At 49.9% G+C, this 26,100-nt stretch carries 26 protein-coding genes; all 26 read left to right on the top strand.

The annotated features are described in order from the left end of the window. Positions 1 to 189: 189 nt before the first annotated feature. The 26 genes from upp (at position 190) to MKX98_RS31615 (ending at position 26,007) form a co-directional block, all read left to right on the top strand. The gene (gene upp, locus MKX98_RS31740; RefSeq protein WP_006213103.1) at positions 190 to 819 is read left to right on the top strand and encodes a uracil phosphoribosyltransferase; all 630 of its coding nucleotides are present in this window, start codon (positions 190 to 192) and stop codon (positions 817 to 819) included. Between the two features lie 65 nt (positions 820 to 884). Further along, positions 885 to 2,042: a UDP-N-acetylglucosamine 2-epimerase (non-hydrolyzing) gene (wecB, locus tag MKX98_RS31735; protein WP_113059552.1), complete on the top strand. Its 1,158-nt coding sequence runs from the start codon at positions 885 to 887 to the stop codon at positions 2,040 to 2,042. A gap of 175 nt (positions 2,043 to 2,217) precedes the next feature. Beyond that, positions 2,218 to 2,451: an AtpZ/AtpI family protein gene (locus MKX98_RS31730; protein ID WP_339220345.1), complete on the top strand. Its 234-nt coding sequence runs from the start codon at positions 2,218 to 2,220 to the stop codon at positions 2,449 to 2,451. Further along, complete coding sequence (locus MKX98_RS31725; RefSeq protein ID WP_339220344.1) at positions 2,444 to 2,824, top strand: ATP synthase subunit I; 381 nt, start codon at positions 2,444 to 2,446, stop codon at positions 2,822 to 2,824. Before MKX98_RS31730 ends, MKX98_RS31725 begins: the two co-directional genes overlap by 8 nt. Before the next feature lie 34 nt (positions 2,825 to 2,858). Next, positions 2,859 to 3,626 carry a F0F1 ATP synthase subunit A gene (gene atpB / locus MKX98_RS31720; RefSeq protein WP_339220343.1) on the top strand — a complete coding sequence of 256 codons (768 nt, stop codon included), beginning with the start codon at positions 2,859 to 2,861 and terminating at the stop codon, positions 3,624 to 3,626. A 96-nt stretch (positions 3,627 to 3,722) separates the two neighbouring features. Then, positions 3,723 to 3,935: a F0F1 ATP synthase subunit C gene (gene atpE / locus MKX98_RS31715; protein ID WP_006213098.1), complete on the top strand. Its 213-nt coding sequence runs from the start codon at positions 3,723 to 3,725 to the stop codon at positions 3,933 to 3,935. Positions 3,936 to 4,033: 98 nt separating this feature from the next. Further along, on the top strand, positions 4,034 to 4,522 hold the full coding sequence (gene atpF, locus MKX98_RS31710) for a F0F1 ATP synthase subunit B (RefSeq protein WP_071218869.1): 489 nt from the start codon (positions 4,034 to 4,036) through the stop codon (positions 4,520 to 4,522). Further along, complete coding sequence (locus tag MKX98_RS31705; protein ID WP_071218870.1) at positions 4,519 to 5,064, top strand: F0F1 ATP synthase subunit delta; 546 nt, start codon at positions 4,519 to 4,521, stop codon at positions 5,062 to 5,064. The genes atpF and MKX98_RS31705 overlap by 4 nt, the downstream gene beginning before the upstream one ends. An 18-nt stretch (positions 5,065 to 5,082) precedes the next feature. Next, positions 5,083 to 6,597, top strand: a complete 1,515-nt coding sequence (atpA, locus tag MKX98_RS31700) for a F0F1 ATP synthase subunit alpha (RefSeq protein WP_071218871.1) — start codon at positions 5,083 to 5,085, stop codon at positions 6,595 to 6,597. A gap of 187 nt (positions 6,598 to 6,784) precedes the next feature. Then, complete coding sequence (gene atpG, locus MKX98_RS31695) at positions 6,785 to 7,645, top strand: ATP synthase F1 subunit gamma (RefSeq protein WP_194539938.1); 861 nt, start codon at positions 6,785 to 6,787, stop codon at positions 7,643 to 7,645. A 118-nt stretch (positions 7,646 to 7,763) separates the two neighbouring features. Beyond that, the gene (gene atpD, locus MKX98_RS31690; protein WP_076323983.1) at positions 7,764 to 9,164 is read left to right on the top strand and encodes a F0F1 ATP synthase subunit beta; all 1,401 of its coding nucleotides are present in this window, start codon (positions 7,764 to 7,766) and stop codon (positions 9,162 to 9,164) included. A gap of 99 nt (positions 9,165 to 9,263) precedes the next feature. Then, entirely contained in the window at positions 9,264 to 9,668 is a 405-nt protein-coding gene (locus MKX98_RS31685; protein WP_100540954.1) for a F0F1 ATP synthase subunit epsilon, read from the top strand. A 643-nt stretch (positions 9,669 to 10,311) separates the two neighbouring features. Further along, entirely contained in the window at positions 10,312 to 10,566 is a 255-nt protein-coding gene (locus tag MKX98_RS31680) for a DUF1146 family protein (RefSeq protein WP_194539936.1), read from the top strand. Positions 10,567 to 11,065: 499 nt separating this feature from the next. Continuing rightward, positions 11,066 to 12,412 carry a UDP-N-acetylglucosamine 1-carboxyvinyltransferase gene (gene murA / locus MKX98_RS31675; protein ID WP_181469847.1) on the top strand — a complete coding sequence of 449 codons (1,347 nt, stop codon included), beginning with the start codon at positions 11,066 to 11,068 and terminating at the stop codon, positions 12,410 to 12,412. A gap of 320 nt (positions 12,413 to 12,732) precedes the next feature. Next, on the top strand, positions 12,733 to 14,343 hold the full coding sequence (gene spoIID / locus MKX98_RS31670; RefSeq protein ID WP_339220338.1) for a stage II sporulation protein D: 1,611 nt from the start codon (positions 12,733 to 12,735) through the stop codon (positions 14,341 to 14,343). Between the two features lie 204 nt (positions 14,344 to 14,547). Beyond that, positions 14,548 to 15,288, top strand: a complete 741-nt coding sequence (locus MKX98_RS31665) for a M23 family metallopeptidase (protein ID WP_339220337.1) — start codon at positions 14,548 to 14,550, stop codon at positions 15,286 to 15,288. Between the two features lie 263 nt (positions 15,289 to 15,551). Beyond that, the gene (gene spoIIID / locus MKX98_RS31660) at positions 15,552 to 15,836 is read left to right on the top strand and encodes a sporulation transcriptional regulator SpoIIID (protein WP_009594246.1); all 285 of its coding nucleotides are present in this window, start codon (positions 15,552 to 15,554) and stop codon (positions 15,834 to 15,836) included. 195 nt (positions 15,837 to 16,031) lie between these two features. Continuing rightward, positions 16,032 to 17,030 (top strand): rod shape-determining protein, encoded by a 999-nt coding sequence (locus tag MKX98_RS31655; protein ID WP_063479709.1) that lies wholly within the window; start codon positions 16,032 to 16,034, stop codon positions 17,028 to 17,030. Between the two features lie 173 nt (positions 17,031 to 17,203). Next, positions 17,204 to 18,085 (top strand): flagellar hook-basal body protein, encoded by an 882-nt coding sequence (locus tag MKX98_RS31650; protein WP_194539935.1) that lies wholly within the window; start codon positions 17,204 to 17,206, stop codon positions 18,083 to 18,085. A 67-nt stretch (positions 18,086 to 18,152) separates the two neighbouring features. Beyond that, on the top strand, positions 18,153 to 18,977 hold the full coding sequence (locus MKX98_RS31645; protein ID WP_194539934.1) for a flagellar hook-basal body protein: 825 nt from the start codon (positions 18,153 to 18,155) through the stop codon (positions 18,975 to 18,977). A 9-nt stretch (positions 18,978 to 18,986) separates the two neighbouring features. Further along, on the top strand, positions 18,987 to 19,187 hold the full coding sequence (locus MKX98_RS31640; protein ID WP_119846156.1) for a DNA-directed RNA polymerase subunit beta: 201 nt from the start codon (positions 18,987 to 18,989) through the stop codon (positions 19,185 to 19,187). A gap of 502 nt (positions 19,188 to 19,689) precedes the next feature. Continuing rightward, positions 19,690 to 20,121, top strand: coding sequence for a 3-hydroxyacyl-ACP dehydratase FabZ (fabZ, locus tag MKX98_RS31635; protein ID WP_007133270.1), 432 nt, complete (start codon positions 19,690 to 19,692; stop codon positions 20,119 to 20,121). A gap of 45 nt (positions 20,122 to 20,166) precedes the next feature. Then, positions 20,167 to 21,885: a phospho-sugar mutase gene (locus tag MKX98_RS31630; protein ID WP_339220334.1), complete on the top strand. Its 1,719-nt coding sequence runs from the start codon at positions 20,167 to 20,169 to the stop codon at positions 21,883 to 21,885. A 119-nt stretch (positions 21,886 to 22,004) separates the two neighbouring features. Beyond that, a complete protein-coding gene (locus MKX98_RS31625; protein ID WP_339220332.1) occupies positions 22,005 to 24,023 on the top strand; it encodes a DUF5693 family protein in 2,019 nt (672 codons plus the stop codon). Then, positions 23,999 to 25,243, top strand: a complete 1,245-nt coding sequence (csaB, locus tag MKX98_RS31620) for a polysaccharide pyruvyl transferase CsaB (RefSeq protein WP_339224630.1) — start codon at positions 23,999 to 24,001, stop codon at positions 25,241 to 25,243. Before MKX98_RS31625 ends, csaB begins: the two co-directional genes overlap by 25 nt. Positions 25,244 to 25,248: 5 nt before the next feature. Beyond that, positions 25,249 to 26,007: a WecB/TagA/CpsF family glycosyltransferase gene (locus tag MKX98_RS31615; protein WP_339220331.1), complete on the top strand. Its 759-nt coding sequence runs from the start codon at positions 25,249 to 25,251 to the stop codon at positions 26,005 to 26,007. Positions 26,008 to 26,100 lie beyond the last annotated feature (93 nt).

The following is a 26,100-nucleotide window of genomic DNA, read 5'->3' as shown; positions in this document are numbered from 1 at the left end:
GGAAAACCTAGGTTCAGGGCAGAAGAAGATCCGATTCCGTTATAAGGTCAAAAACTCATGGAATAAAACATGACTCGTGCAGGTGTCAATTGACTAGAGGGAATGATATAATAGACAGGATTTATGGAGCTCACAAATATTTACGCCCATATTGAAATAACATTTGTACTCAAACCGGAGGGACCAGACATGGGAAAATTGGTGATTTGTGATCACCCGTTGATTCAACACAAACTTACATTTATCCGCGATATGCGGACTAACACAAAAGACTTTCGCGAATTGGTAGACGAAGTCGCGACTTTGATGGCTTATGAAATTACGCGGGAGGTTCCTCTTGAATCGATATCCGTGCAGACGCCGGTAGCTGAAACCCAAGGGAAAGTCATTTCCGGCCGCATGCTCGGCTTGGTTCCGATCCTGCGCGCCGGTCTGGGCATGCTGGACGGCGTTGTGAAGCTGCTTCCAGCGGCAAAGGTAGGGCATGTCGGATTGTTCCGTGACCCCGAAACGCTTCAGCCTGTAGAATATTATACGAAGCTTCCAACCGATGTGACGGAACGGGAATTGATCGTCATTGATCCGATGCTCGCGACGGGCGGATCCGCTATCGCTGCGATCGACGTGCTGAAGAAACGCGGCTGTACCCAGATCAAGATGATGAACCTCGTGGCTGCACCGGAAGGTGTGAAGGCTGTCCATGATGCCCACCCGGACGTGGACATTTATGTTGCTGCTCTCGATGAGGGTCTTAACGACCATGGTTACATCGTACCGGGCCTTGGTGATGCAGGGGATCGGCTGTACGGCACGAAATAAGAGCCAAGCCAGTCACTCGTACGTCTTGAATATTTGAAAACAAGCAAAGAGGGGTATTTTCAAACATGTCAAAAGTGAAAGTGATGACGATATTTGGGGTCCGCCCCGAAGCCATCAAGATGGCGCCGCTAATTCTAGAGCTTCAACGTCACCCTGAGCATATCGAATCGGTCGTTTGTGTTACTGCGCAGCATCGGCAAATGCTGGATCAGGTGCTGGATGTGTTCAAGATTGTTCCGGATTATGATTTGGATGTCATGAAGGACCGTCAGACGCTCAACGAGATCACCGTGCGCGTCCTGGAGGGTCTTGAACCTGTTCTGCGTGAAGCCAAGCCCGATATTGTATTGGTGCACGGCGATACGCTGACAACGTTCCTGGCCAGCTATGCAGCCTTTCTGCAGCAGATTCAAGTCGGCCATGTGGAAGCGGGTCTGCGCACATGGAACAAGCTGAATCCTTATCCGGAAGAGATGAACCGTCAGCTGACCGGCGTGCTTGCTGATCTTCACTTTGCGCCGACGGACTGGTCCGCCGAGAATCTCCGCAAGGAGAACAAGCCGGATTCCCGCATTTATGTAACGGGTAACACGGCTACGGATGTATTCCAGTACACGGTGCGCGAAGGTTATACCCATCCGGTTCTGGACTGGGCGAAGGGCAAACGCTTGATCCTGATGACGGCACACCGCCGCGAATCCCAAGGGGAGCCGCATCGTCAAATATTTGAAGCCGTAAAGCGCATTGCCGATGAATTTGAGGATATTGCCATCGTATATCCTGTACATCCAAGCCCAGCTGTTAAAGAGCCGGCTCATCGCATTCTGGGAGATCACCCGCGCATCAAGCTAATTGATCCGCTGGATGTCGTGGATATGAACAATATTTACACCCATACGCATTTCATCATTACGGATTCCGGCGGCATGCAGGAGGAAGCTCCGTCATTCGGCGTGCCGACGCTGGTGCTTCGGGATACGACCGAACGTCCGGAGGGCATTGAGGCCGGTACCCTGGAGCTGGTAGGCACCCAGGAGGAAAATGTGTATGAACGCATTAAGGTTCTTCTGACCGATCAGGAGCTCTACGAAAAGATGAGCAAGGCTGCTAATCCGTATGGCGATGGACAAGCTTCACAGCGAATTGTCAATGCGATTTTGCACCATTTTGGCATCCGAAAAGAGCGTCCAGAAGAATTTCACAGAATGTTCACAAAGGTATAGTTTACCGTATTCTGATGGGCAAGGGGACAGCATACAGTTGAACTGTACGGTTACCGCGGCGTTTTGCGTTATTTAGACTGCTCAAAACGCCGATTTTACACGGTAAATCCATCAAATCGATTCATTGACAAACTCTTGTTATATTCAGTAAAATGAGTTGGGATTAGAGGTTTATATGAAAAATCCGAAAAGTCAAGATAACCCTTGGCTGATAGCGCTGTATATTAGCGGGGGCGGTGGTTTGCTAGCTGTATATATCGTAACTGGTTTTTTTGCTGGGAGATGGCTGGCTGAATGGCTGGACGGGCCCAGATACTGGTTGGCGATTGGAACAGTTTTAGGGCTCTTTACAGGGATTTTGAATATCGCTCTTCTCATTAAGAAGTATTTGGGGGCGCAAAGTGAATGATTTGACAACATCCATTGTGAACGGTGTAACTAGAGTAACAGTACTCTTATTATCTGCTTTGTTTTTGGGATGGGCAATGTATCCGGAATATCGACCTGATATATCAGGCTTGGTATTGGGAATCGTTGGCGGTTTGTTCAACGTTCGCTTTCTTTCCATTAAAGTGAGGCAGCTTGTGGACTTGGCCGTGAGCCAGGAGCGCAGACGGTTCAGCTTTGGATTTGTTACAAGACTTTGCATCGCGTTTTTAATCGTGATGATGGCAGCCAAGCTCGAACAAGTATCGCTCGGCGCGACGATCATTGGCCTGTTTATTCCCCAACTGTTGATGATTCCTGTCAGCATTATTGTTAGTTTGAGAATGAAGAATTGATCAGCGCTAATTGGAAAGGGGTGAAAACAATCTTATGCATGATTCACCGATTATTGATTTAGGTGGATTTCGACTTGATTTATCAGCCGTCATTATGTTGCTAGTAACTTGTATTATAGTCTTTGTAATGGCACGGCTGGCCGTTCGTAATCTGTCTGTCGAAAACCCTTCCAAAATGCAAAACTTCATGGAGTGGGTCGTAGAATTTGTGCAAGGCATCGTAGCCAGCGCTATGGATTTAAAAAAGGGCAAACCCTATATTTCTCTAGGGTTAACCTTGATTATATTCATCTTCGTAGCGAACTTGCTCGGATTGCCGTTTGCCGTTATCACAGACTTGCCTGCTGACTTTGAGGTGTTCGGACACACGATTGAAGCTACAAGAGGCTTGCATGATGGCCATATGGCTCACGTTCTCTGGTGGAAATCACCGACAGCAGACATATCCATTACAGCAGGTTTGGCAATCGTTGTATTCTTCCTGATGAACTATCTGGGTCTGAAGCTGAACCGCAAACATTATCTGAAGCACTATATTGAACCATTCCCGGTGTTTTTACCGCTGAATATCATTGAGAACTTGGCCAAGCCGGTCGCACTGGCGATCCGTTTGTTTGCCAATATCTTCGCGGGTGAGGTGCTCATCACGGTAATCCTGAAGATGGGATTCCTCGGAATACCGTTCCTGGCTGTATGGCAAGGGTTCAGTATATTTATCGGGGCGTTGCAGGCTTTCATCTTTACAATCTTGACCATGGTTTATATTGCACAAACCACGGTTCACGAAGAAGAAGCGCATTAATAAGCTCGGCCGAAACATGCCGGCATATCGGCAATTTTCGAAAGAGATATATTATATTAACTAAATTTGAACCAAATTTAAGGAGGATATTTATCAATGGAATTTTTAGCAGCAGCTATTGCAGTAGGTTTGGGCGCATTGGGCGCAGGTCTGGGTAACGGTATGATCGTAAGTAGAACAGTAGAATCTATCGCTCGTCAACCGGAAGCTCGTGGTCCGTTGCAAACGACAATGTTTATCGGTGTTGGTATCGTCGAGGTAGTTCCACTCGCAGCTACCGTTATTGCTTTCTTGATCATGTTTTCTTAATAAGAATACAACGGTTTGGCGGGGAGGGCCGATGCCATCCGCGCCTTCGTTTTGTTAAGAACTGCAATTCGCATTAACGGAAAGGAGTGACTTCATCCATGGAAGTACTTTGGGAGAATATTGTAATCTCAATTCTTGCATTTGCTATTCTGTATGTTCTGCTTCATAAATATGCTTTCGGTAAATTGTTTGCAATCATGGAGCAGCGTCGGGAATTGGTCGTGAGCCAGATCGACGAAGCTTCCAAGACTCGCGAGCAGGCACATGTCTATGTTGAAGAGCAAAAGCAAGCACTGAACCAAGCGCGTCAAGAAGCTCACGAGATCATCGAACGTTCCAAGCAAACGAGCAGCAAGCAGGCTGAACAGATTTTGGAACTGGCAAAAGAGGAAGCGGATCGCATCAAAGTGGATGCCATACGTGAAATCGAGAGTGAGAAGACGAAAGCCGTCGACGAGCTTCGCAGTGAAATCGGCAGTGTTTCCGTGAAAATCGCTACCAAGCTGATTGAACGGGAAGTGAAGAATGACAAAGCTCAAGAAGAACTGGTGGATCAATACCTTAAAGAGGTAGGAGGCAGACCATGAGCCAAAATACAGTAGCAGCCAAGCGGTATGCGCGGGCGCTGTTCGAAGTGGCGGCTCAGCAGCAGAAGGGTCTGGAAGTGGAAGAGGAATTGCGCGCTGTTGTGCATGCCATTGAAGGCGATGCCGACATTCAGAAATTCATCTCCACGCCGAATATTCCCCAGTCCGTGAAGATGAACGTAATCAGCCAGGCGTTGGCAGGGAAGGTATCGCAGCCTGTATTGAACACGATCGAATTGCTTCTCGACAGAGGGCGTACAGAAATGTTCGCTGAACTGCTGAACAGTTATGTGAAGATACAAGGTGCGAGCTTAGGATTGGCGGACGCCACTGTGTACTCCACCTACCCGCTTAGCGATCAGGAAAAAGAACAGGTAGCTTCGGAATTCGGGCAGTTAGCACATCAGAATATCCGGGTGACCAATGTTGTGGACGAGAGTTTGCTCGGCGGCCTGAAAGTTGTCATTGGTGATAAGCTTTATGACGGAAGCCTTGCCGGGAAGCTGGAACGTCTTGAAAAGTCTTTTAATAGACGAGCATAGTAGATAGGGGTGAAAACGTTGAGTATCAGACCTGAAGAAATCAGTACTTTAATCAAAAGTCAAATTGAAGAATATAAATCCGATATCACTGTCTCTGAAGTAGGTACGGTAATTCAAGTAAGTGACGGTATTGCTCGCGTGTACGGCCTGGAGAACGCGATGTCCGGGGAACTTTTGGAGTTCCAGAACGGCGTGTTCGGTCTGGCGCTGAACCTTGAAGAGAGCAATGTCGGTGTCGTTATCCTGGGACCTTACTCTGAAATCAAGGAAGGCGATCAGGTTAAGCGCACAGGACGTATTATGGAGGTTCCTGTAGGTGAAGCTCTGCTAGGACGCGTTGTCAATCCGCTGGGTCAACCGCTTGACGGCAAAGGCCCGATCGAAGCGGCTGCCTACCGTCCAGTTGAGAGCAGCGCACCAGGCGTTATCGACCGTAAATCCGTACATGAGCCTATGCAGACAGGTATTAAAGCGATCGACGCGATGGTACCTATCGGCCGCGGACAGCGCGAGCTGATCATCGGTGACCGCCAAACGGGTAAAACCACCGTTGCGATCGATACGATCCTGAACCAAAAAGGTAGCGGCGTTAAATGTATCTATGTAGCCATTGGGCAAAAACAATCCACTGTAGCACAGGTTGTTGAAACGCTTCGCCGTCATGGCGCACTGGAGTACACGATTGTTGTTACGGCTTCGGCTTCTGAGCCGGCTCCACTGCAGTACATCGCTCCATACGCAGGCTGCGCAATGGGTGAGTACTTCATGTACAAGGGCGAGCATGCACTTATCATCTATGATGACTTGTCGAAACAAGCAGCAGCATACCGTGAGTTGTCCTTGCTCCTCCGTCGTCCTCCGGGTCGGGAAGCTTATCCGGGTGACGTTTTCTACCTGCACTCCCGTTTGCTGGAACGTGCAGCGAAGCTCAACGATGAGCTTGGTGGTGGTTCATTAACCGCGCTGCCATTTATTGAAACACAGGCTTCTGACGTATCTGCATACATTCCAACCAACGTAATTTCGATTACGGATGGACAGATCTTCCTGGAGTCTGAGTTGTTCTACTCCGGTCAGCGTCCAGCGATTAACGTAGGTATTTCGGTATCCCGTGTCGGTGGTTCCGCGCAGATCAAAGCGATGAAAAAGGTTGCAGGCGGCATGAAGCTGGATCTTGCGCAATATCGTGAGCTCCAGGCGTTCTCCCAGTTCGGATCCGATCTGGATAAATCAACCTTGGCTCGTTTGAACCGTGGTGCAAGATTGATGGAAATCCTGAAACAGGGTGTAAACCAGCCGTTGTCCGTTGAACAACAGGTGGTTAGCTTGTACGCAGCCGTTAAAGGATATATCGATGATATCGAGGTTGCTGATGTTCGTCGTTTCGAGAGCGAATTCCTTGCGTTTATTGGAAGCAATAAACCGGAAATTCTTCAATCCATTACGGATACGAAGGATCTGACGTCCGATAACGAAAACGCATTGAAAGCGGCAATCGATCAATTTAAGAAGGGCTTTGCCGCTTCGGTTTAAGCTCCTCAGGTAAGTAATAGGAGGGGAGCCGGGGTAAGCCCGGCATCCTCTTTCATCATATGGAATGTAGCTTTGGCTGTGACCAAAGTGATTTTTTACAAAAGGTACGGCTTTGGTCCTAGCCAAAGCTTAGTCTACGCGTACGAAGTTAGCTTTGGCTTCGCCAAAGCTTTAAGGTGGTGAAAACATGGCAAGAGGATTACGTGATATTAAGCGGCAGATCAAGAGTGTTCAGAACACAAGGCAGATCACCAAGGCGATGGAAATGGTTGCTGCCGCCAAGCTGAGAAGAGCTCAGGAGAAGGCAACCTCCGCACTTCCATACTCCGAGAAGCTGAAAGAAGTGGTTGGTAGCATTGCTGCTGGAACCAAGGGAATCAGCCATCCGATGCTGGAAAAGCGTGAAGTGAAAAAAACCGGTTATCTGGTGATCACTTCCGACCGCGGTCTTGCTGGTGCATCAAACTCCAACATTTTGCGAAAAGTATCGAACTTCATCGCAGAACGCCATCAGTCCAAGGATGAGTATTGCCTGTTTGTAATCGGACGTAAAGGACGGGATTACTTCCGCCGTCGTGAACTTCCGGTTGTGGAGGAACTCACCGATTTATCCGATAGTCCGACCTATGCAGACATTAAGACCATCGCTAACGCGGCGGTTCATCAATACGAGCTGGGTCAGATTGATGAGTTATACGTGTGTTACAACCAATTCGTGAATGCTTTGACTCAGCTCCAGGAGATCTCCAAGCTTCTGCCCATGGAGAACATCGGCAGCGCTGAGAACCTGACGGGTTATGAGTATGAACCGTCCCCTGAAGGCGTGCTTGAGGTACTGCTTCCGAAATATGCGGAAACATTGATTTTCAGTGCGATGCTGAATGCGAAGGCAAGTGAGCTGGGTGCGAAGATGACTGCTATGGGAGCCGCAACGAAGAATGCAAGCAAGATGATCAACGAGTTGAACCTTACTTACAACCGTGCTCGTCAGGCTGCCATTACTCAGGAAATTTCCGAGATTGTGGGCGGAGCAAACGCTCAGCAATAATGCACGGTCCGAATTCTTAACTTAGTATTTAACGGATATGCGGCCATGTCATGAATAAGCCGCTTTTACGATCATCGTTCACCGCTAGAGGTGAGCGGGTAGGAGGGAAAACGAATCAATGAAAAAAGGACGCGTTGTCAGCATTACAGGTGCTGTAGTTGACATTGAATTTGAGCGCGGTCATCTTCCCGAGATTTTTAATGCTGTCAAGATTGAAGCTACGCTGGAAGGCGGCCGCTCGGTTGATTTGACTTTGGAAGTATCCAATCATTTGGGTGATAATCTGGTTCGTTGTATCGCGATGTCATCCACGGATGGTCTCGTTCGCGGTATCGAAGCCGTGGATTTGGGCAGACCGATTACGGTCCCTGTAGGTTCCGCTACACTTGGCCGTGTATTTAACGTATTGGGTGAGCCGATCGATAATGCAGGTGCCGTAGTATCCGAAATTAATAACCCGATCCACCGTGAAGCTCCTGCTTATGATGAGCTTTCTACGCAAGCAGAAATGCTTGAAACGGGTATTAAAGTCATCGACTTGCTTGCTCCATACCAAAAAGGCGGTAAGATCGGTCTCTTTGGTGGTGCCGGCGTAGGTAAAACCGTTGCGATCCAGGAATTGATCAACAACATCGCCCAAGAACACGGCGGTATTTCCGTATTTGCCGGCGTAGGTGAGCGTACTCGTGAAGGTAATGACCTTTACCACGAGATGAGTGATTCCGGTGTTATCAACAAAACCGCGATGGTATTCGGTCAAATGAACGAGCCTCCGGGTGCCCGTCTTCGCGTAGCATTGACTGGTTTGACGATGGCGGAATATTTCCGTGATCAAGAAGGTAAAGACGTACTTCTCTTTATCGATAACATCTTCCGCTTTACTCAAGCGGGTTCCGAAGTATCCGCCCTTCTGGGTCGTATGCCTTCCGCGGTAGGTTACCAACCAACGCTGGCATCCGAAATGGGACGCTTGCAGGAGCGGATTACCTCTACCAAAAAAGGTTCCGTTACATCCATCCAGGCTATCTATGTACCGGCGGATGACTATACGGATCCGGCTCCGGCTACAACGTTTGCTCACTTGGACGCAACGACAAATCTGGAGCGTAAAATTTCCGAGATGGGTATCTATCCTGCGGTAGATCCGCTTGCATCCAGTTCCCGTATCTTGGCTCCGGAAATCGTGGGCGAAGAGCACTATAATGTTGCTCAAGGCGTTAAGAAAATTTTGGCTCGCTATAACGAGCTTCAAGATATCATCGCGATTCTCGGTATGGATGAGCTGAGCGAGGAAGATAAAGCGATTGTTGGACGTGCTCGTCGTGTTCAACGTTTCCTTTCCCAAGCTTTCCACGTTGCCGAGCAGTTTAACGGCATCCCGGGTAAATATGTACCGGTTAAAGAAACTGTACGCAGCTTTAAAGAGATCTTGGAAGGCAAGCATGACCACCTTCCGGAAGCGGCTTTCCTGTTCGTAGGTACGATTGAAGAGGCAGTTGAAAAAGCAAAAACATTGTAAGCTGACGCTCCGTGATCGGCAGACCGGAACAGTGCTTCTAGTGAGACTGTGAGGTCTGCTGCGCGAGTTTTCTGCGGAAAACGGTGAGGAGGGATGGAAGTGAGCACCATTTTGTTGGAAATCGTAACGCCGGACCGCCTGGTCTACTCTGAGCAGGTGAACAGTGTTACGGTGCGTGGGGTCGAGGGAGAGCTGGGTATTTTGCCAGGTCATATTTCCTTCGTTACGCCGCTTCAGATAGCGCCAGTTTATGTGAAGATTGGCAACCAGAGAACCCCGTTTGCGGTACAAGGCGGTTTCGTCGAAGTCCGTAAAGATAAGATTGTCATCCTGGCGGAAAGCGCAGAGAAAGCGGAAGAAATCGATTTGGAGCGTGCGGAAGCCGCGAAGGAAAGGGCTGAGACCCGCCTGAATGCGAAGGGAAGACAAGATGAAGTCGACCATCGTCGCGCCGAAATGGCTCTGCAAAGAGCGATGAACCGGATTAAAGTGACGCGGAACTAATAAGGTGAACGAAGACAGCTTGCTGTAATGATACAGCCAAGCTGTCTTTTTTTGTGCTCTATTCTAGGAGTTGAAAACCCATATTTGTTATGAAAGTGCTCGATTTAAGGTGTATTACCCGGCATTAAAAGGAGAAGGAGGGGATCTTATATGTCTATCTCACATCCTAAATCACATATAGGGTGGATATTCTATTGGGACAATGGGGCTGATGATATACAACTTTGATTGGTGGCATTACTGGGTCCACAGGCATCGATTACTCATAGAAAGGACCAGAGGCATAGATTTATTTGATGCATAAATATTCATCTTTCGTGCCCCTATTCAGCTATACCTGGTCTGTGAACATTATTATTTTCAAAGACTGGGCATTTTTTTGTTATATCATCGGTATAAATAGAAGTTCGAGATATAAAACTATACTATGATTCTGGCTACTGGATGTATTTTTCGAGTGTAATAAATGGAAATTTAGACTTCATCTAATAGCGCATATATGATCGTTTTGGGAAGTTGTCGATAAACTTTATTATTTCCGAGGAAATGTCGTATAGAAAGTGCTGGATTCTTAGCCTCCAGCCAAGTATTATAGAAGAGTCGGTCCTGAAAGGGCAGGATAATTTATGAAGGAGGAGGGAGTATGAACCAGGATTTATCTAATTCAATCAGTGCTGTAGGTGTTAACGGGTTGTTGTCTATTGTCATTTCGCTGATCTGTATCGCACTGGCTTGGTGGGCATTACAACAACTGAAGCTGGATTTGATTGTCCGTCATCCAAAAGGGCCGCAGGGAAAGCTGCTGCATTTGCTGCTGGCGGTGGTGCTTGGACGATTCGTGGCTGAATTCCTAATTGACTATATTACATGGAGTCAAATGATCCGATATATGTTTTAACGCAGAGAATGAGCGTCATACATAACACGAGGTGCTGCAGCTAGTAATCAAACATTTGTTGCATGATGGTTATGTGTTTGGCGATATTTTACTCGTCTGTTTTAATTGCGGCATGAATGGTTATATCTCTGTTAGGTTGCTTGGAGAGAAGATGTCGAATAAACGCATTTTATTATGTTAACACTTAAAATAAGAAATTGATCGGGCGGACGGTATGACTTCCGGACTATGATGTTCACCCGGTAATTGTTATGCATTGACAAGTGCTGGTCGGTCATGGTACCTTTCGTAGGTCCATACTGCGGATAACAGATGCTTCATAAGGTGGCATCATGGATTTCTGAAACCTGATGTGGACACCGAATCAGATGTCATAAATAGTTCGAAAATCGCTTGTTTAGCGGAAATCTCTAATGTTAAGATGAAAGTTAGGGAATTAGCAACAACTAATCACTAACACACGCAATCAGGAAAATTATGGACGCGGAGGGAAACCATGATGAGCAAATTTATCGTCCGCGGTGGCAAAAGACTGACCGGAAGCGTCAAAGTCAGCGGAGCAAAAAATTCAGTTCTTCCGATCATCGCTGCCTCTCTACTAGGGGAAGTTGGGGAAAGTGTTATTATTGACGCGCCTCCTCTTGACGATGTAATTACAATCAGTAAAGTATTGGAGTCGCTTGGTGCGGGCATTACATATCAGGATGAAGTGATACGTGTGAATGCAGAGCACATAACGACATGTGAAGCGCCTTATGAATGGGTGCGGAAGATGCGGGCGTCTTTTCTGGTCATGGGGCCTTTATTGGCACGTTGTGGACGAACCCGGATTTCGCTTCCCGGGGGATGTGCTATCGGCACAAGACCCATTGACCAACACCTAAAGGGATTTGAAGCTCTCGGGGCAGAGATCAGCCTCGGACAAGGATATATTGAAGCTAAAAGCAATGGCAGATTGCGTGGGGCGAAGGTCTATTTGGACGTTGCCAGCGTAGGTGCTACTGAAAATATTATGATGGCTGCTACATTGGCTGAAGGAATCACGGTAATCGAAAATGCGGCGAAAGAGCCGGAAATTGTCGATTTAGCGAATTACCTGAATGCGATGGGTGCCAAAGTTCGCGGTGCGGGCACGGGTGTGATTCGGATCGAGGGCGTTGAGCAGATGCATGGCGTCAAGCATAACGTGATTCCTGACCGGATTGAAGCAGGCACCTTCATGGCTGCAGCTGCGATCACGGGCGGGGATGTATATGTGGAAGGAGCCATTGCGGACCACCTTGGACCGGTTATTTCCAAGATGGAAGAGATGGGGATTACCATTGAACCGGACGAGAATGGAATTCGTGTTATCGCTGACAAACCATTAAAGTCGGTTGATGTGAAAACCTTGCCTTATCCTGGCTTCCCAACGGATATGCAGTCCCAGATGATGGCGCTTTTGCTGGTTTCCGAGGGTACAAGTGTTGTTACGGAAACGGTATTTGAGAACCGCTTTATGCATGTGGATGAATTCCAGCTGATGAATGCGGAGATCAAGGTTGAGGGACGTTCTGCGATCGTTACGGGCGGAGCTAAGCTTAAAGGAGCCAAAGTAACCGCAACGGATCTGCGTGCAGGGGCTGCCTTGATATTAGCCGGGCTCGTCTCGGAAGGGACTACCGAAGTTGGCGGCGTACAGCATATTGATCGCGGTTATGTTCATTTAGCGGAAAAGCTGTCTGGACTTGGCGCGGATATCTGGCGTATTTCAACGGAGGACCAGAGCTCGGAGAAGGTTTCGAAAAAAGTGGCAGGCGAAACAGAAGACGCAAAAGTTTTCAAAGTTCAACCTACCTGGGTGTAAACAACAGGATGGATCTGGCGACTCAGGATAGACCACAATAGAGTATAGGAGAAGGAGCTTTGCCGATAAGGGCGAAGCTCCTTCTTTTTGTAATGCATCACCATAGGCTATCATTCATTCTCTTATGTTGAGTTTCCGGTTGACTGGGAGACTCTTTGCCAGCTTGCTTGCAGTCAGTGACTGGGTTCTTCATCCATGTGACTTTGTCCTTTCTCTTAGAATAGTTCTATCAAATGCGCGTGTCTCATAAGTATAAGTAGAGCGTGCAGGAACATGTACAAGAGTATATACCAGGGGAAAAGGCACAGGAGGGAAGTGCAATGAAAGATTCAAAGGTTCGGGTGAATGTGAATTCTGCAGGAAAAAAAAGAGCGATTGATTCAAGAGACGATTTGAAGGAAGGAAATTCTCAATCATACCGGGTACCATCCGAGGGATCGGCTGCTCCCGTATTGAAGTGGGACTTTCCAGGAGAACTTGAGAAGAAAGCCGGATCGACTGAAGCACATAGCCATGATTCCAATCCGGATAAAAAGGATATACAGGAAGGGCCGCGCGGGCACCGCGGCCCGGGGAGAGCGCCGGACGCCTTCGGCCAGTCCGGCCACAGCACGCGGGCGGCCCATACGCCGCCGCCCGGAAGCCCCGCTGGCGCGCCTGCGCACGGCGCCGCGCCAGCCCCCGGCGGGCCAGCGGCGATGCCGCAGGGCCCGCATTCCGCGGCCGAACCGCAGCGCTTCGCGCCGGCGGCAGCGGGCCGCGTGCCGCGCGGCGGCCGCACGTTCCGTGTGCGGCCTGCGCGCTGGGGGCGCCGCGGCTTTGCCTCGCGGCGCCCGGCCGCCGGAAGGCGGCGGGTGCGGGTGCACCCTGCCGTCTGGGCGGTGGCGGTGCTGCTGGCCTTGGCGCTGGCGCTGCCTCTGCTGGTGGTTGCCCCCGGCAACAACGCACCAGAGCCGCTTCCGCCGGGGCCTGCCCCGCTGCCTTCCGCCGAGCCGCAGGCGGCGGAAGAGCCCACGGTATCCGTCTACGTAACCAAGACGGATACCGTGGAGGAACTGCCGCTGGAACAATATCTCGTCGGCGTTCTGGCCGCCGAGATGCCGGCCGAGTTCCAGCTGGAGGCACTCAAGGCCCAGGCCATCGCGGCACGGACTTATATCGTGCAGCGGCTGGCCTCCGGCGACCGCAGCGGCGTGCCGGACGGCAAGGCCGTGGTGACCGATACGGTCAGCCACCAGGCTTACATCGCCCAAGACGAACTGACGAAGGAATGGCAGCGGCTCGGGAAGGAAGCCGAGCTGGCGAAGCTCCAGCGAGCGGTAAAGGAAACGGCAGGAGTGGTGATGACGTATGAGGGTCAGCCGATTACCGCTTCTTTTTTCTCCACCAGTAACGGTTATACCGAAAATTCAGAGGATTATTGGAAGAACGAGATTCCCTACCTGCGCAGTGTGGAGAGTCCATGGGATAAACAGATTTCACCGAAGTACAAGACAACGATCACGATGCCCCGCTCGGAATTCATAGGAAAGCTTGGTCTGGCGGATGGAGCCGTACCGGTATCGGCAGGCGGGGATGGGGGAGCTTCTTTTTTGAAAGTACTCTCGTATACGCAAGGTCATCGAATTGAGAGCGTACGGGTCGGCGGCAAGAAGTTCACCGGTCGCGAGGTGAGAGAGAAGCTGGGGCTTCGTTCGAGCCAATTCACCCTTCATATGAAAGACGGCGAGATTGAGATAACGACCTACGGCAACGGTCACGGCGTGGGCATGAGCCAATACGGGGCCGAGGGCATGGCCCGAGAAGGATATGAAGCGAAAGAGATTCTGGCGCACTACTATACGAATATTTCTTTTGACAAAACTTCAAATCTTCTCTCTTTAAGTGGAAATTCAAAAGGTCGGATTTTCAGCACCGAGAAGGGTGAATGAAGCTAGGGCCTGAGGAGCGGAGCGTACGTTTTGGGTACGTGAGCACTGGAAGGCCCGGCTGAATTCAAGATTCGATGCCGAACTACTTCTTGATTCACTTCGTGATCAAAAGACGACTTTTTGAACAACCTCTCAAAAAAATAATAGTTAGATAACGTATAAAAGAGTTGCCCCCGGTAACAATGGTTACTGAGGTGATTGCAAATGAATGAACAGAACAAAAATAGTAAACCCCACGAAGAAACTCCTAAAACTGTGCAAGGAGATTCGGCGGTACCGTCATCTTCGTGGAAGAAAGCATTATCCAAACGGTGGGTGTTCCCGGCAGCATACTTAGCAGCAGCGGCAATTATACTAACCCTCGTGTGGGTCTACCAGGACGCCAGCCAAAAGATGCTGAACCCACAAGAGGAAGCAACAACCGTATCGGATTCAGTTCAAGGCTCGGAGAAGCCTGCTGCAACCGAAGGCAATGACGGAGAAGCTGTAGAAGTGACGGCCAACGCGCAATCGATGATCTGGCCTGTAGCCGACGACGTGGCGGTAAGTATCGTCAAGCCTTACTTTGACGAGACGAACCCGGATTCGCATCAAGAGGCGATGGTGCAGTATAATGACACCTTTACGCCGAATATGGGAATCGACTTGGCTGCTGCGGATGACACGATGTTTGAAGTTCGTGCCGCACTGACAGGTAAAGTGACCCGGGTCGAGAATCATCCGGTTAACGGCAACGTTGTGGAAATTACGTCCGGTGACACGAAAACCGTGTACCAAAGCTTGAACGAAGTGAAAGTGAAGGAAGGCGCTGAAGTGAAGCAGGGCGATTCCATCGCGACTGCCGGGCGCAGTGAGCTTGAGAAGGATCTCGGCAACCATGTGCACTTCGAAGTGTACGAGGGCGGGAAACTGGTCAACCCTGTAAGCGTGCTTCCGCAAAAATAATTTCATTTCTTTGTAGCCATGCGCCCACCGCGCACTTGAAGAGGGCAGGATCTTGTGATCCTGTCTTTTTTTTGTTGCGGTTTTGGACGGCAAGTCCAACCCTTGCCGGGCCTTGTTTTTTGGACATTTTAGACTTGTCCGTCACGGGCATGTCCAGAAAATAAATGGGTCCAAGTAAGCTTGTCACCCCTTGAAACCGAGAATATCCCGTCATGCCCCTCATATAATGTACCAAACTATCCACACAGTAGGGAGGCGGGAGCGTGCACGATTACATCAAAGAGCGGACCATTAAGATCGGACGCTGTATCGTGGAAACGAGGCATACGGTTCGAACTATAGCCAAAGAATTTGGCGTGTCGAAGAGCACGGTGCATAAGGACTTAACCGAACGTCTGCCGGAGATCAACCCGGACCTGGCGGATCAGGTGAAGCACATTCTCGAATACCACAAATCCATCCGCCATCTGAGAGGCGGAGAAGCTACCAAGATCAAGTACAAAAAAACCGGCAGTAACCGCGAACCGGTGGCCACGGCGAAATCCTGATTTTTAGGGCTTAGGTCACTAGATTGACGTTGAATCCCTCCCCTAAAGTATGATATGTTAAAAGCTGGTATAGGATCGAAATATGGGACCTGTTTTGCCGAAGATCATCATCGATTGCTAGATTATGTCGAAGGATGGTTCGGTACAGCGAACAGACTCTTTTACCATAAAATAACACTTTGGGGGCTTTTCATGATGTTGAGCAAGGATATTGGAATCGATCTCGGAACGGCGAACGTGCTCATTCACGTAAAGGGGAAGGGGGTAGTGTTAGACGAACCTTCCGTTGTCACTATTGAGACCGACACCAAACGAGTCCTTGCCGTCGGTGAGGAAGCACGGCGCATGGTCGGGCGCACTCCCGGCAACATTACGGCGATCCGCCCGCTGAGGGACGGGGTCATCGCCGACTTCGAAATTACGGAAGCGATGCTGAAGTACTTTATTGATCGCGTGGGCGCGCGCAGTTGGCACAGCCGGCCCCGAATCCTCATCTGTGCACCGACCAACATTACTTCGGTAGAGCAGAAGGCGATCCGGGAAGCGGCTGAGCGCAGCGGCGCAAGGGATGTGTTCCTTGAAGAAGAACCGAAGGCAGCGGCAATTGGCGCAGGGATGGATATTTTCCAGCCGAGCGGTAACATGGTTGTGGACATCGGGGGCGGCACCACGGATGTGGCCGTCCTGTCCATGGGCGATGTGGTCACCGCTTCTTCGATTAAAATGGCGGGGGACAAGTTCGACGAGGCGATCACGAAGTATGTGAAGCATAAATATAAATTGCTGATCGGGGAACGGACGGCAGAAGATTTGAAGGTAGCGATCGGAACGGTTCGTCCAGGCGGTAGACAAGCTGAGATGGATATTCGCGGACGCGATATGGTATCGGGACTGCCGTTTACCGTAACGGTGTCTTCGGCAGAGGTGCAGGAAGCTCTGTGGGATCCGGTGTCATCGATCGTACTCGCAGCCAAATCCGTTTTGGAGCGGACCCCGCCGGAGCTGTCAGCGGACATTATCGATCGCGGCGTCATATTGACCGGCGGTGGCGCATTGCTTCATGGTTTGGACGAGCTGTTAACGGACGAGCTGCGGGTGCCGGTGCTTGTTGCGGAGGATCCGATGCATTGTGTGGTTAAGGGAACGGGAATTATGCTGGATAATTTGGACAAGGTCGTAAAGAAAAAGTTCTAACCTTCCGATATAGATAATAGAAACGTGATATTGATTATCAATCTGTATCCATACGATGCAGCTACATAGGTCTGCAATTTATACAATGGTCATGCTGAACAGCAGCGATTGGAGATACAATCGGTCAGCGCAGCGGCCATTCACGCATCTATTTTGGAAGGGAAGTGCCTTCATTGTTAAGAGGTCTATATACAGCCGCTTCAGGGATGATGACTCAGGAGCAGCGACATAATACGGTGACGCAGAACATCGCTAACGTCAACACGACAGGCTACAAGGCAACCAACAGCGTACAGCGTTCGTTCCCTGAAGTTCTTGTCTCCATGATCGGCGGCAATGATTCGACGAATGCGGGGCGGAAGCTGGGTAAGTTCAACACGGGTGTTTACGCTGAGGAGAGCATATCGCTTTATACGGAAGGCGCGCTCCGTGAAACGGGCAAGTCAACAGACTTTGCGTTGGTATCCTCATTTACAGTACAGAATCCGGCAACGGGCCAACCTTATCCATTTGATGCTTCCGGCAGATACGTGGATGAGAACGGCGAGGTGATCTACCGGCCGGAAGGATTTTTTACGGTTCAGAATGAGAATGGGGATACCCGTTATACCCGTAACGGCAGCTTCCGGGTTAGCCCGAATGGCAGCCTCTTGAGCGAGAGCGGCTATCAGGTACTGGATAACAATAACAGACCGATTGTATTGACAGGCTCGGCGAGTAACTTTACAGTGAATGAGCAAGGAGAAATCATGGACGCAGAAGGCAATGGGACAGGCATCATTCTCGGAGTCAGCATCGTGAGCGAGCCTCATGGACTGATTCGTGAAGGTCATGGCGTGTTCCGTATGGCCGATCCGGACGGGGAAGTGCGTTTTATGGCACCCGGTGATAACGGAGTCATCCGCCAGGGATTCATCGAGGGGTCCAACGTGGATCCGACGCAATCGATGGTTGAATTGACAGCTGCGCTGCGCGCGTATGAAACAAACCAAAAAATCGTTCAGTATTACGACAGAACGCTGGAGAAGGCGGTCAATGAGATCGGCCGAGTCTAAGCTGTGTTTGTAAGTAGGCAGGCAGCACAACTGCTGTATGAAAATGTGAGCCCACGGGAGGTAAGTGATGAACAACTCGATGATTAGCGCCATGGTGTCGATGAATGCCCTCCAGCAGCGATTGGATGTCATTGCGGACAATATAGCAAACGTCAATACGGCTGGTTATAAGAAAAAGGAGGGATCCTTTGAAGATGTGCTGACGCAGGTTCAGCGGCATCACAAGGATTTCGACCGGACGGGCCGCGCGACACCGCTTGGCTATACACTCGGGTATGGCATGAGACTATCTTCCGTCGTGCAGAACATGGAGCAGGGGGCCATGAAGGAAACCGGTAATCCGCTCGATCTGATGATTGATGGACAAGCTATGTTTGCCGTTCAGGGAGATGGCGCGATTGGATATACCCGCGAAGGCGGATTTCATGTATCTCCGGATGCCCGGAACCCAAACAACCTGCTGCTGGTCAATTCACAAGGCTATCCTGTACTTGACGTGAACAATAATCCAATCTCGCTTCCGGCCAAGGGGAAAGTTGCCATTAACCAGAAAGGGCAGATTATCGTGGAGACCCCAACGGGTCGAACGGCTCCTTATGCAACCTTGAAGCTGGTTGAGCTTGAGCGTCCGGAGGGCTTGGTCGCTGTTGGCGATAACTTGTTCGTCGTAGGAAGCGGATTGACGGAAGGCGATGTGTTCGATTTAACACCGTCGGCTCCGGGCGAGCCTCCGAAATCGAAGGTGCTTTCCGGATTTATTGAACAATCGAATGTCAATTTGACCGATGAAATGACTAAAATGATGGAAGTTCAGCGGGCCTACCAGCTGACGGCACGTGCGCTTAGTTCAAGCGATACCATGATGAACCTTGCCAACACAATGCGAGGGTAGGTGGGCATCATGAGTGAATCAAACGCCAAAAAACGATCCAAGACATCCGGATGGAAAATCGCTGTCCGTATCATGATTCCTGTATTGCTCGTATTGGCATTATTCGGAGGCATGGTCTTCGGATATGTTGTTCTCGGCGATCAGGAGCTCGGTGAAGTGTTTGAATGGGGCACATGGAAGCATGTTTTTGATTTGATTTTTGCACCGTGACGAGAGGTCAAGGTGAACACAATGTCTTGAGATAAGATGCCAAACTCCCTTTAAGGGAGTTTTCTTTTTTTGGGGTTAAACGGTATAATGGGATGGGACTTGCGTATTAACTTTGTCATTTCATGACAATGGACGGATGTATATAAAATAACCCCACAAAGTGGAGCCTATGCTGCGATGCTTATTCCAAATACTTTGCGGGGACCCCAAAAAACTTGTAAAAGGGCCCTCTCCTCGTACACAAGTGTCCGATGGGAGAAAGCCCCTTATCTAAAACCTTCACTTCTGCAGCGGTGAAGGATATCCATCATTTTTTCCGCAGATCCTTCTTTTTATGCACATGATCTGAAATTCGTTAAGAAAACCTCAAGAGAAAGCATGATACAGCCGTAATAATACCTCCCGCAGCTTGAGAAAGCGGCACAGCGGCAGCAAATGGAACGAACAACCCTTTTCAAACGCTATGCTTGGCGGGTACGTACATAAGGAGGATTTTAATACTATGTTGAACATCAAACAGATTCAAGAAATTATTCCCCATCGCCCCCCGTTTTTGCTGGTCGATAAAATTGTGGAGATTGAGGACGGCAAACGAGCGGTCGGCATCAAGAACGTGACGATCAATGAGCCTTTTTTTGTCGGCCATTTCCCTGAATATGCTGTTATGCCGGGAGTCCTTATTGTGGAAGCTTTGGCGCAGGTCGGTGCTGTCGCGATTCTTAATGTAGAGAGCAACCGGGGAAAGCTGGGCTTTTTGGCGGGCATTGACGGTTTCCGTTTCCGCGGGCAAGTGGTACCGGGTGATACGCTGCGGCTGGAAGTCGAGATCATTCGTTTGAAGGGCATGATCGGTAAAGGGAAAGCAACCGCTACAGTGGATGGACGTGTAGTTGCCGAGGGAGAGATAATGTTTGCTCTTGCGGATAAGGAGTAATTATCAGACTATTCTTGTTTGGATGAGGAAGGGAGACTTTTTTTCATGTCAGAGATGAGTCAGAGAACAATCGATACGGTACAACGTTGGTTGAATGATCCTTATGTAGATGAGGAGACGAAACAGGAACTGCGTTCACTCGAGCACGACACCAAAGAGCTGGAGGAACGGTTTTATCGTGATCTGGAATTTGGCACGGGCGGTCTGCGCGGTGTTATCGGTGCAGGCAGCAACCGGATTAATAAATATACGGTAGGCCGCGCAACGCAAGGCTTTGCACAGTATATATTGGAGGCTCACGGCACCGCGGAGGGCAAGCCTTCTGTTGTCATTGCCCATGACTCCCGGCATTTCTCGCCGGAATTTGCGTTAGAGGCTGCTTTGGTTTTGGCCGGAAACGGGATTGTAGCGAAGCTGTATCCATCCTTGCGATCAACGCCGCAATTGTCATTCAGCGTGCGTCACTTGGGTGCTACCGGAGGGATTGTCATCACGGCAAGCCATAATCCGCCGGAATACAACGGTTATAAGGTGTACAACCGTGAAGGCGGCCAGCTGGTACCGGACGAAGCAGAGAACGTGATTGCCCGGATACAGGAGGTGGATTCCTTCTCTGCGGTTAAGAGGCTGTCTCAAGCGGATGCAGAGGCTCAAGGCCTGCTGGTTTGGCTGGGCGAAGCGGAGGACCAGGCTTTTGCGGATACGGTGGCGAGTGTCAGCGTGAACCGGGATCTTATCAAATCCAAGCTGGGCGAAGATATCCATATCGTATTCACGCCGTTACATGGAACAGGGCAAGCACCCGTAGAGCGCGTGCTTAAGAGCATTGGCTTTAAGCATATTCATGTTGTTCCGGAGCAAGCCGAGCCGGATGCTAACTTCTCCACCGTCAAATCCCCGAATCCGGAGGAGCGGGAAGCTTTTACCCTCGCGATGAAGCTGGGCGAGAAAGTGGGAGCTGACATTTTGATCGGGACGGATCCCGATGCGGATCGTATGGGGGCTGTCGTGAAGAATAGCCAGGGCGAATACGTCGTGCTGACAGGCAATCAATCCGGCGCGATTATGATCCACTATTTGCTGGGGCAATTGAAGGAAGCGGGTAAGCTGCCTGATCATGGTGCGGTTATCAAGACGATCGTAACGAGTGAGATGGGGGCGGCGATTGCCGAGTATTATGGTGCCACCGTCTTTAATACATTGACAGGCTTCAAATACATTGGTGAGAAAATGACCCAGTTCGAGGAGTCCGGCAGCCATACGTATCTGTTTGGTTATGAGGAGAGTTACGGCTATTTGGCTGGCAATTATGCCCGCGACAAGGATGCCGTATTGGCCTCGATGCTCATATGCGAAGCAGCCGCTTATTATAAAGGACAAGGCAAGACACTGTACGATGTCCTGCAGGAGCTGTATGAGCAGTTCGGTTATTTCCTCGAGACACTGGAATCCCGGACGCTCAAGGGTAAGGATGGCGTCGCCCAGATTCAAGCGAAGATGTCCGATTGGCGCGATAATCCGCCAGGGGAAGTCGGAGGCGTGCCGGTTAAGCAGGTGCTTGATTATGCCGAAGGCCTGGACGGGTTGCCGAAGGAAAATGTGTTAAAGTATCTGCTTGATGACGGATCTTGGTTCTGCCTGAGACCTTCCGGTACCGAACCGAAGATCAAAGTGTATTTTGCCGTGCGCGGCGAATCCCTCGCCGATGCGAATCGCAAAATTCTATCGCTCTCGGCTCAAGTCATGGCCCGGGTAGACGCTTAAACATAAATACATTGAATGAGAGAAGAGAACGAAGGGAATTTACGATGGTTGCTGCAAGGCCCCTAAGAGCTGTTGCCCTCCATCGTAAATTTCCATAGGTTCAATGAGGAGGTACTTTCGTGGTTCAGAATTGGAAACGCTGGAACACAGCAGCCCGCAAGTGGCTGTGGATTCTGGTTGTTCTTGGCGTTGCAGCGGCCCTGCCGGTAGGTTATGACCGACTGCAAACAGAATCAACATCAAAGAATGTAGAGCTGGTGTTTGATTATCGGGATTTGTTGGATGTCGCGGCGTATCAATCCAAGCCGCAGGATTTTGTATCTGAGCAGCTGGATCGCCTGAAAGAAGCCGGCGTAATCAGTATGGCGCTTTATGAAAGCACGCTGGACGAGCTGGTGAAATCGCGGCGAATATCGGTATATGACGGGCAGCAGGTCGCTGATCTGACAGGTACGACGATCTCCCCGAACGAGAATTTTACGTATGTTTCATTCCTGAACGAGGAAAGCGCGACTTTAATTAAACCCATTATCGAAGAAACCTACACGAGATTGGGTATTCCGGTAAGATCCTGGCAGTTCGATCGTGGAGTGGATGGGTTGGTGCTGGAAACTCCGCGTTCCAACGCGGTGATTAAGCCGCTGTCTCCAGACCCTATTACCATAAGCATGCTGCGAGAGAAGGGCTTTAATATTGTGCCGCGTCTGTCGGACAGTCTTCCGTATGACCAGGCCTATATGGAGAAGCTGATGGCGTACTTCGCGGACAACGGCGTAAAACGAATTTTGTTTGAAGGTGATTCCGCAAGAGGCTTCAATGATGATGCAGACATGAAAAGCTTGGATTCCTTTGGCGAGCTTTTGAACCAACATGGCATCGGCCTCGTGGCGATTGAGAATATCAAGCGTCCTCAAAAAGGATTTACGAAACTTGCTTATTTAACAGATTACAACGTAACCCGTATTTATTCCTTAAGCGAGCGGGATGCTAATCTGGAGCCTGAGGTTATTGGAGACCGTTTTGCTCTGGCTTCCAAAGATCGTAACATTCGAATGTTCTATTTAAACGCGGAGCCGAGCCGAGATATGACCAAGGCATCCGTTACTCACCCGCTGGATAATTTGATTGACAGTTTGACAGGTACAGGTCAGGCCATTAAGCAGATCGAGGACAATGGCTTCACCATGGGTCCTGCAGAGCCGTTTAAGGTGACCGACTCTTCCTTGCAGCGTTACTTCAAGCTTGGGGCTGTCGTCGGAGCCATAGCTCTGATTTCGCTCATGATTTCCTATTACATTCCGTTCCTTACGATTGCCGCTTTCCTGATCGGGCTTTTGGGCAGTGCCGGATTGTATGTTCTGAAGCCGACCTTGCTTGAACAGGCCTTGGCTTTATTTGCGGCGATCAGTGCTCCAACGGTTGCCGTCATTCTGGCGATTCGCAAAGTCAATGAAACGCAGCAGAGCATACCGGACATGAGTTCTGGCAGAAGAGTCACCCATTCGATCGTACTATTGATAAAGACCACGATCTTGTCGCTTGCAGCCGTACCGATCGTTGTTGCGTTATTGAATAATGTGACCTATATGCTCGTTCTGGATCAGTTCCGCGGCGTGAGCTTGCTGGCTGCAGCGCCGATAGGACTCATTGCAATCTACGTGGTTCTGTACCGAGGGGGATCTACTTATAGCTCTATTCTGAAACTGCTTAAAGCACCGATCTCGCTGACATGGGTTATCGCAGCCGGTATTGTGGCTATTGTCGGTTGGTACTATCTCACTCGTACAGGTAATGCAGGCTCTGTGTCGTCGATCGAAATGGCATTCCGTACATTCCTGGAAAATACGTTTGGCGTACGTCCGCGTAATAAGGAGTTCTTGCTTGCCCATCCAATGATGGTACTCGGCGTGTTCCTGTCATTTAAATACCGTCATGCCGTTTATCTGCTCATTATCGGTGTAATGGGGCAGCTGTCGATGGTCGGAACATTCACGCATATTCACACGCCACTCTATATTTCGGCCATTCGCGTTGTACTGGGTCTTGGACTCGGCTTGATTATCGGATTGATCGCGATATTGGTATGGCAAGTGGCAGAAAGGATCTGGAAACGATGGTCTCCACTTCTAAGACAATAGTCATTTCCGGATACTACGGATTTAGCAATAGCGGTGACGAAGCGGTCCTGAAATCCATCCTGACCGCCCTGGAACAGGAAGGAAAGGCTGCGGGAGTTGATATCAACCCCGTGGTACTTTCCATTGACCCGGATTGGACTTCGGCTGCCTATGGGGTAAAGTCCATACACCGGATGAAGCTGGGAGAAGTTCGACAGGCAATCAAGGACAGCGACGGTTTGATCAGCGGTGGAGGAAGCTTGCTGCAGGACGCTACCAGCCCAAAGACGATCCCGTATTATCTGGGCGTCCTCAAGATCGCGCAGTGGCTTGGTAAACCGACGTTTATTTATGCGCAGGGCGTAGGTCCGGTTAACCGTAAGCTGTTTTATCCGATGATTCGCTCGATCTTCCGAAAATGCACCTACATCTCGGTGCGTGACATTCAGTCAGGTGAACTGCTTCAGTCGATGGGAATATCAGGGGAAGCCATTCACGTCGTACCCGATCCGGTGATGGGCTTGCCGCTGCCAGAGGGGGAGGATGTTCAGCTTGATTTCAACCCGGGATCGGGGTTAGAAGAGAACGATGCCGCATCAGTTTCTTCTATAGAAGAACATCGTGAATCATTCGAAGAACCTTTAGTGCAGTCCTCATTATCCAATCGCGAAACGGAAGGGGAAGGATCTCTGCCGGTTATCGGTATTTCGGTTCGATATTGGCATCCGGAACGCAAAGAGCTGAAGGCTGTTGCGGAAGGTTTAAAGGCATTAGCCGCACATCGTCCGGTACATCTTCGCTTTCTCCCTTTTCATCAGCCGGATGATCTTGAGGCTTCGCAGTTTATTGCTAGCGGCATTGGCGATATTTCCAAGAATGGTTCGATTATCAGTTTCTATCGTGATGAGAAGCAGCCGCAGGACATGCTGCGAGAGGTTAGTCGTTGTGATATGATACTGGGCATGCGTCTGCATAGCCTGATCTATGCAGCGAATCAGCGTGTGCCGTTGCTCGGAATTTCCTATGATCCGAAAATCAATCACTTTTTGAAGCGGCTGGGCAGCGAACCTGCAGGAAGCAGTGAATCACTTGACGCAGATGCGTTAAAGGATCAGATGCTGAAGCTGTTAGACGATGCAGCGGCATGGAAGGCGGAGCACGGCGAGCAGATATCCGTATTGAAACAAGAGGCTGCGCTGCCTGCACGCCACATTGCCCAATATTTACGCCATAGAGGATGATAAACATGAAACAGACCTATCCATTTCCTACCGTATCGGTGTTCGAGATTCCTTTTTCCAAGCTTAGTATGAAAGATACGGTGAAATTCCTGACCGAGGCTGTTCAGTCAAGGCAGCCCCACCATGTCATAACGGCGAATCCGATCATGGTGATGACGGCCGTCAACCAACCGGAATATAAACAGATGATGCAAAGTGCCGAAATCATCGTTCCGGATGGGACGGGGATCGTCTGGGCCGCCAGTGTGGGCGGCGAACCGCTGGAGGGGCGCGTCACCGGCTTTGAGCTGTTACATGAATTGTTGAAGGTCGGGGAAACCTATAGATGGAAGTTCTTTCTGCTGGGAACCACTGCCGAAGTGATTCAGGAAGCAGCCGAAAGGTTACAAATGCAATATCCGGCTGCGATTATATGCGGCTACCGGGACGGTTTTTTTGGACCTGATGAAGATGCTGCCGTCATTGATCAGATTCGGGCAGCTTCACCGGATATTTTGTTTGTCGCCCGTGGTGCGGACAACCAAGAGCCTTGGATTGCGCAGCATAAACAAGCGCTTCAAGTTCCGGTTGTTATGGGAGTCGGGGGATCTTTCGATATTATCTCCGGCAAACTGAAGCGGGCGCCGAAAGTATTCCAAAAGCTTCGTCTCGAATGGTTTTACCGCCTTCTGAAGGAGCCCACCCGTTACAAAAGAATGCTTGCGCTGCCGAAATTCGTAGTGAAAGTGCTGCGCGAGAAAGAAAACGTAACGAAATCGAGCTAAACGGCTCATTTCTGTGGGGGAAATCCGGGATTTCACCGGAAATTGGTATTGGTTTTTGGACCCGAAGGGAGTATAATTCAACCGGTAGACTTT

Source organism: Paenibacillus sp. FSL W7-1332 (genome assembly GCF_037969785.1).
Classification (GTDB): domain Bacteria; phylum Bacillota; class Bacilli; order Paenibacillales; family Paenibacillaceae; genus Paenibacillus_AQ.
This window is presented reverse-complemented; position numbering and strand designations above follow the sequence as displayed.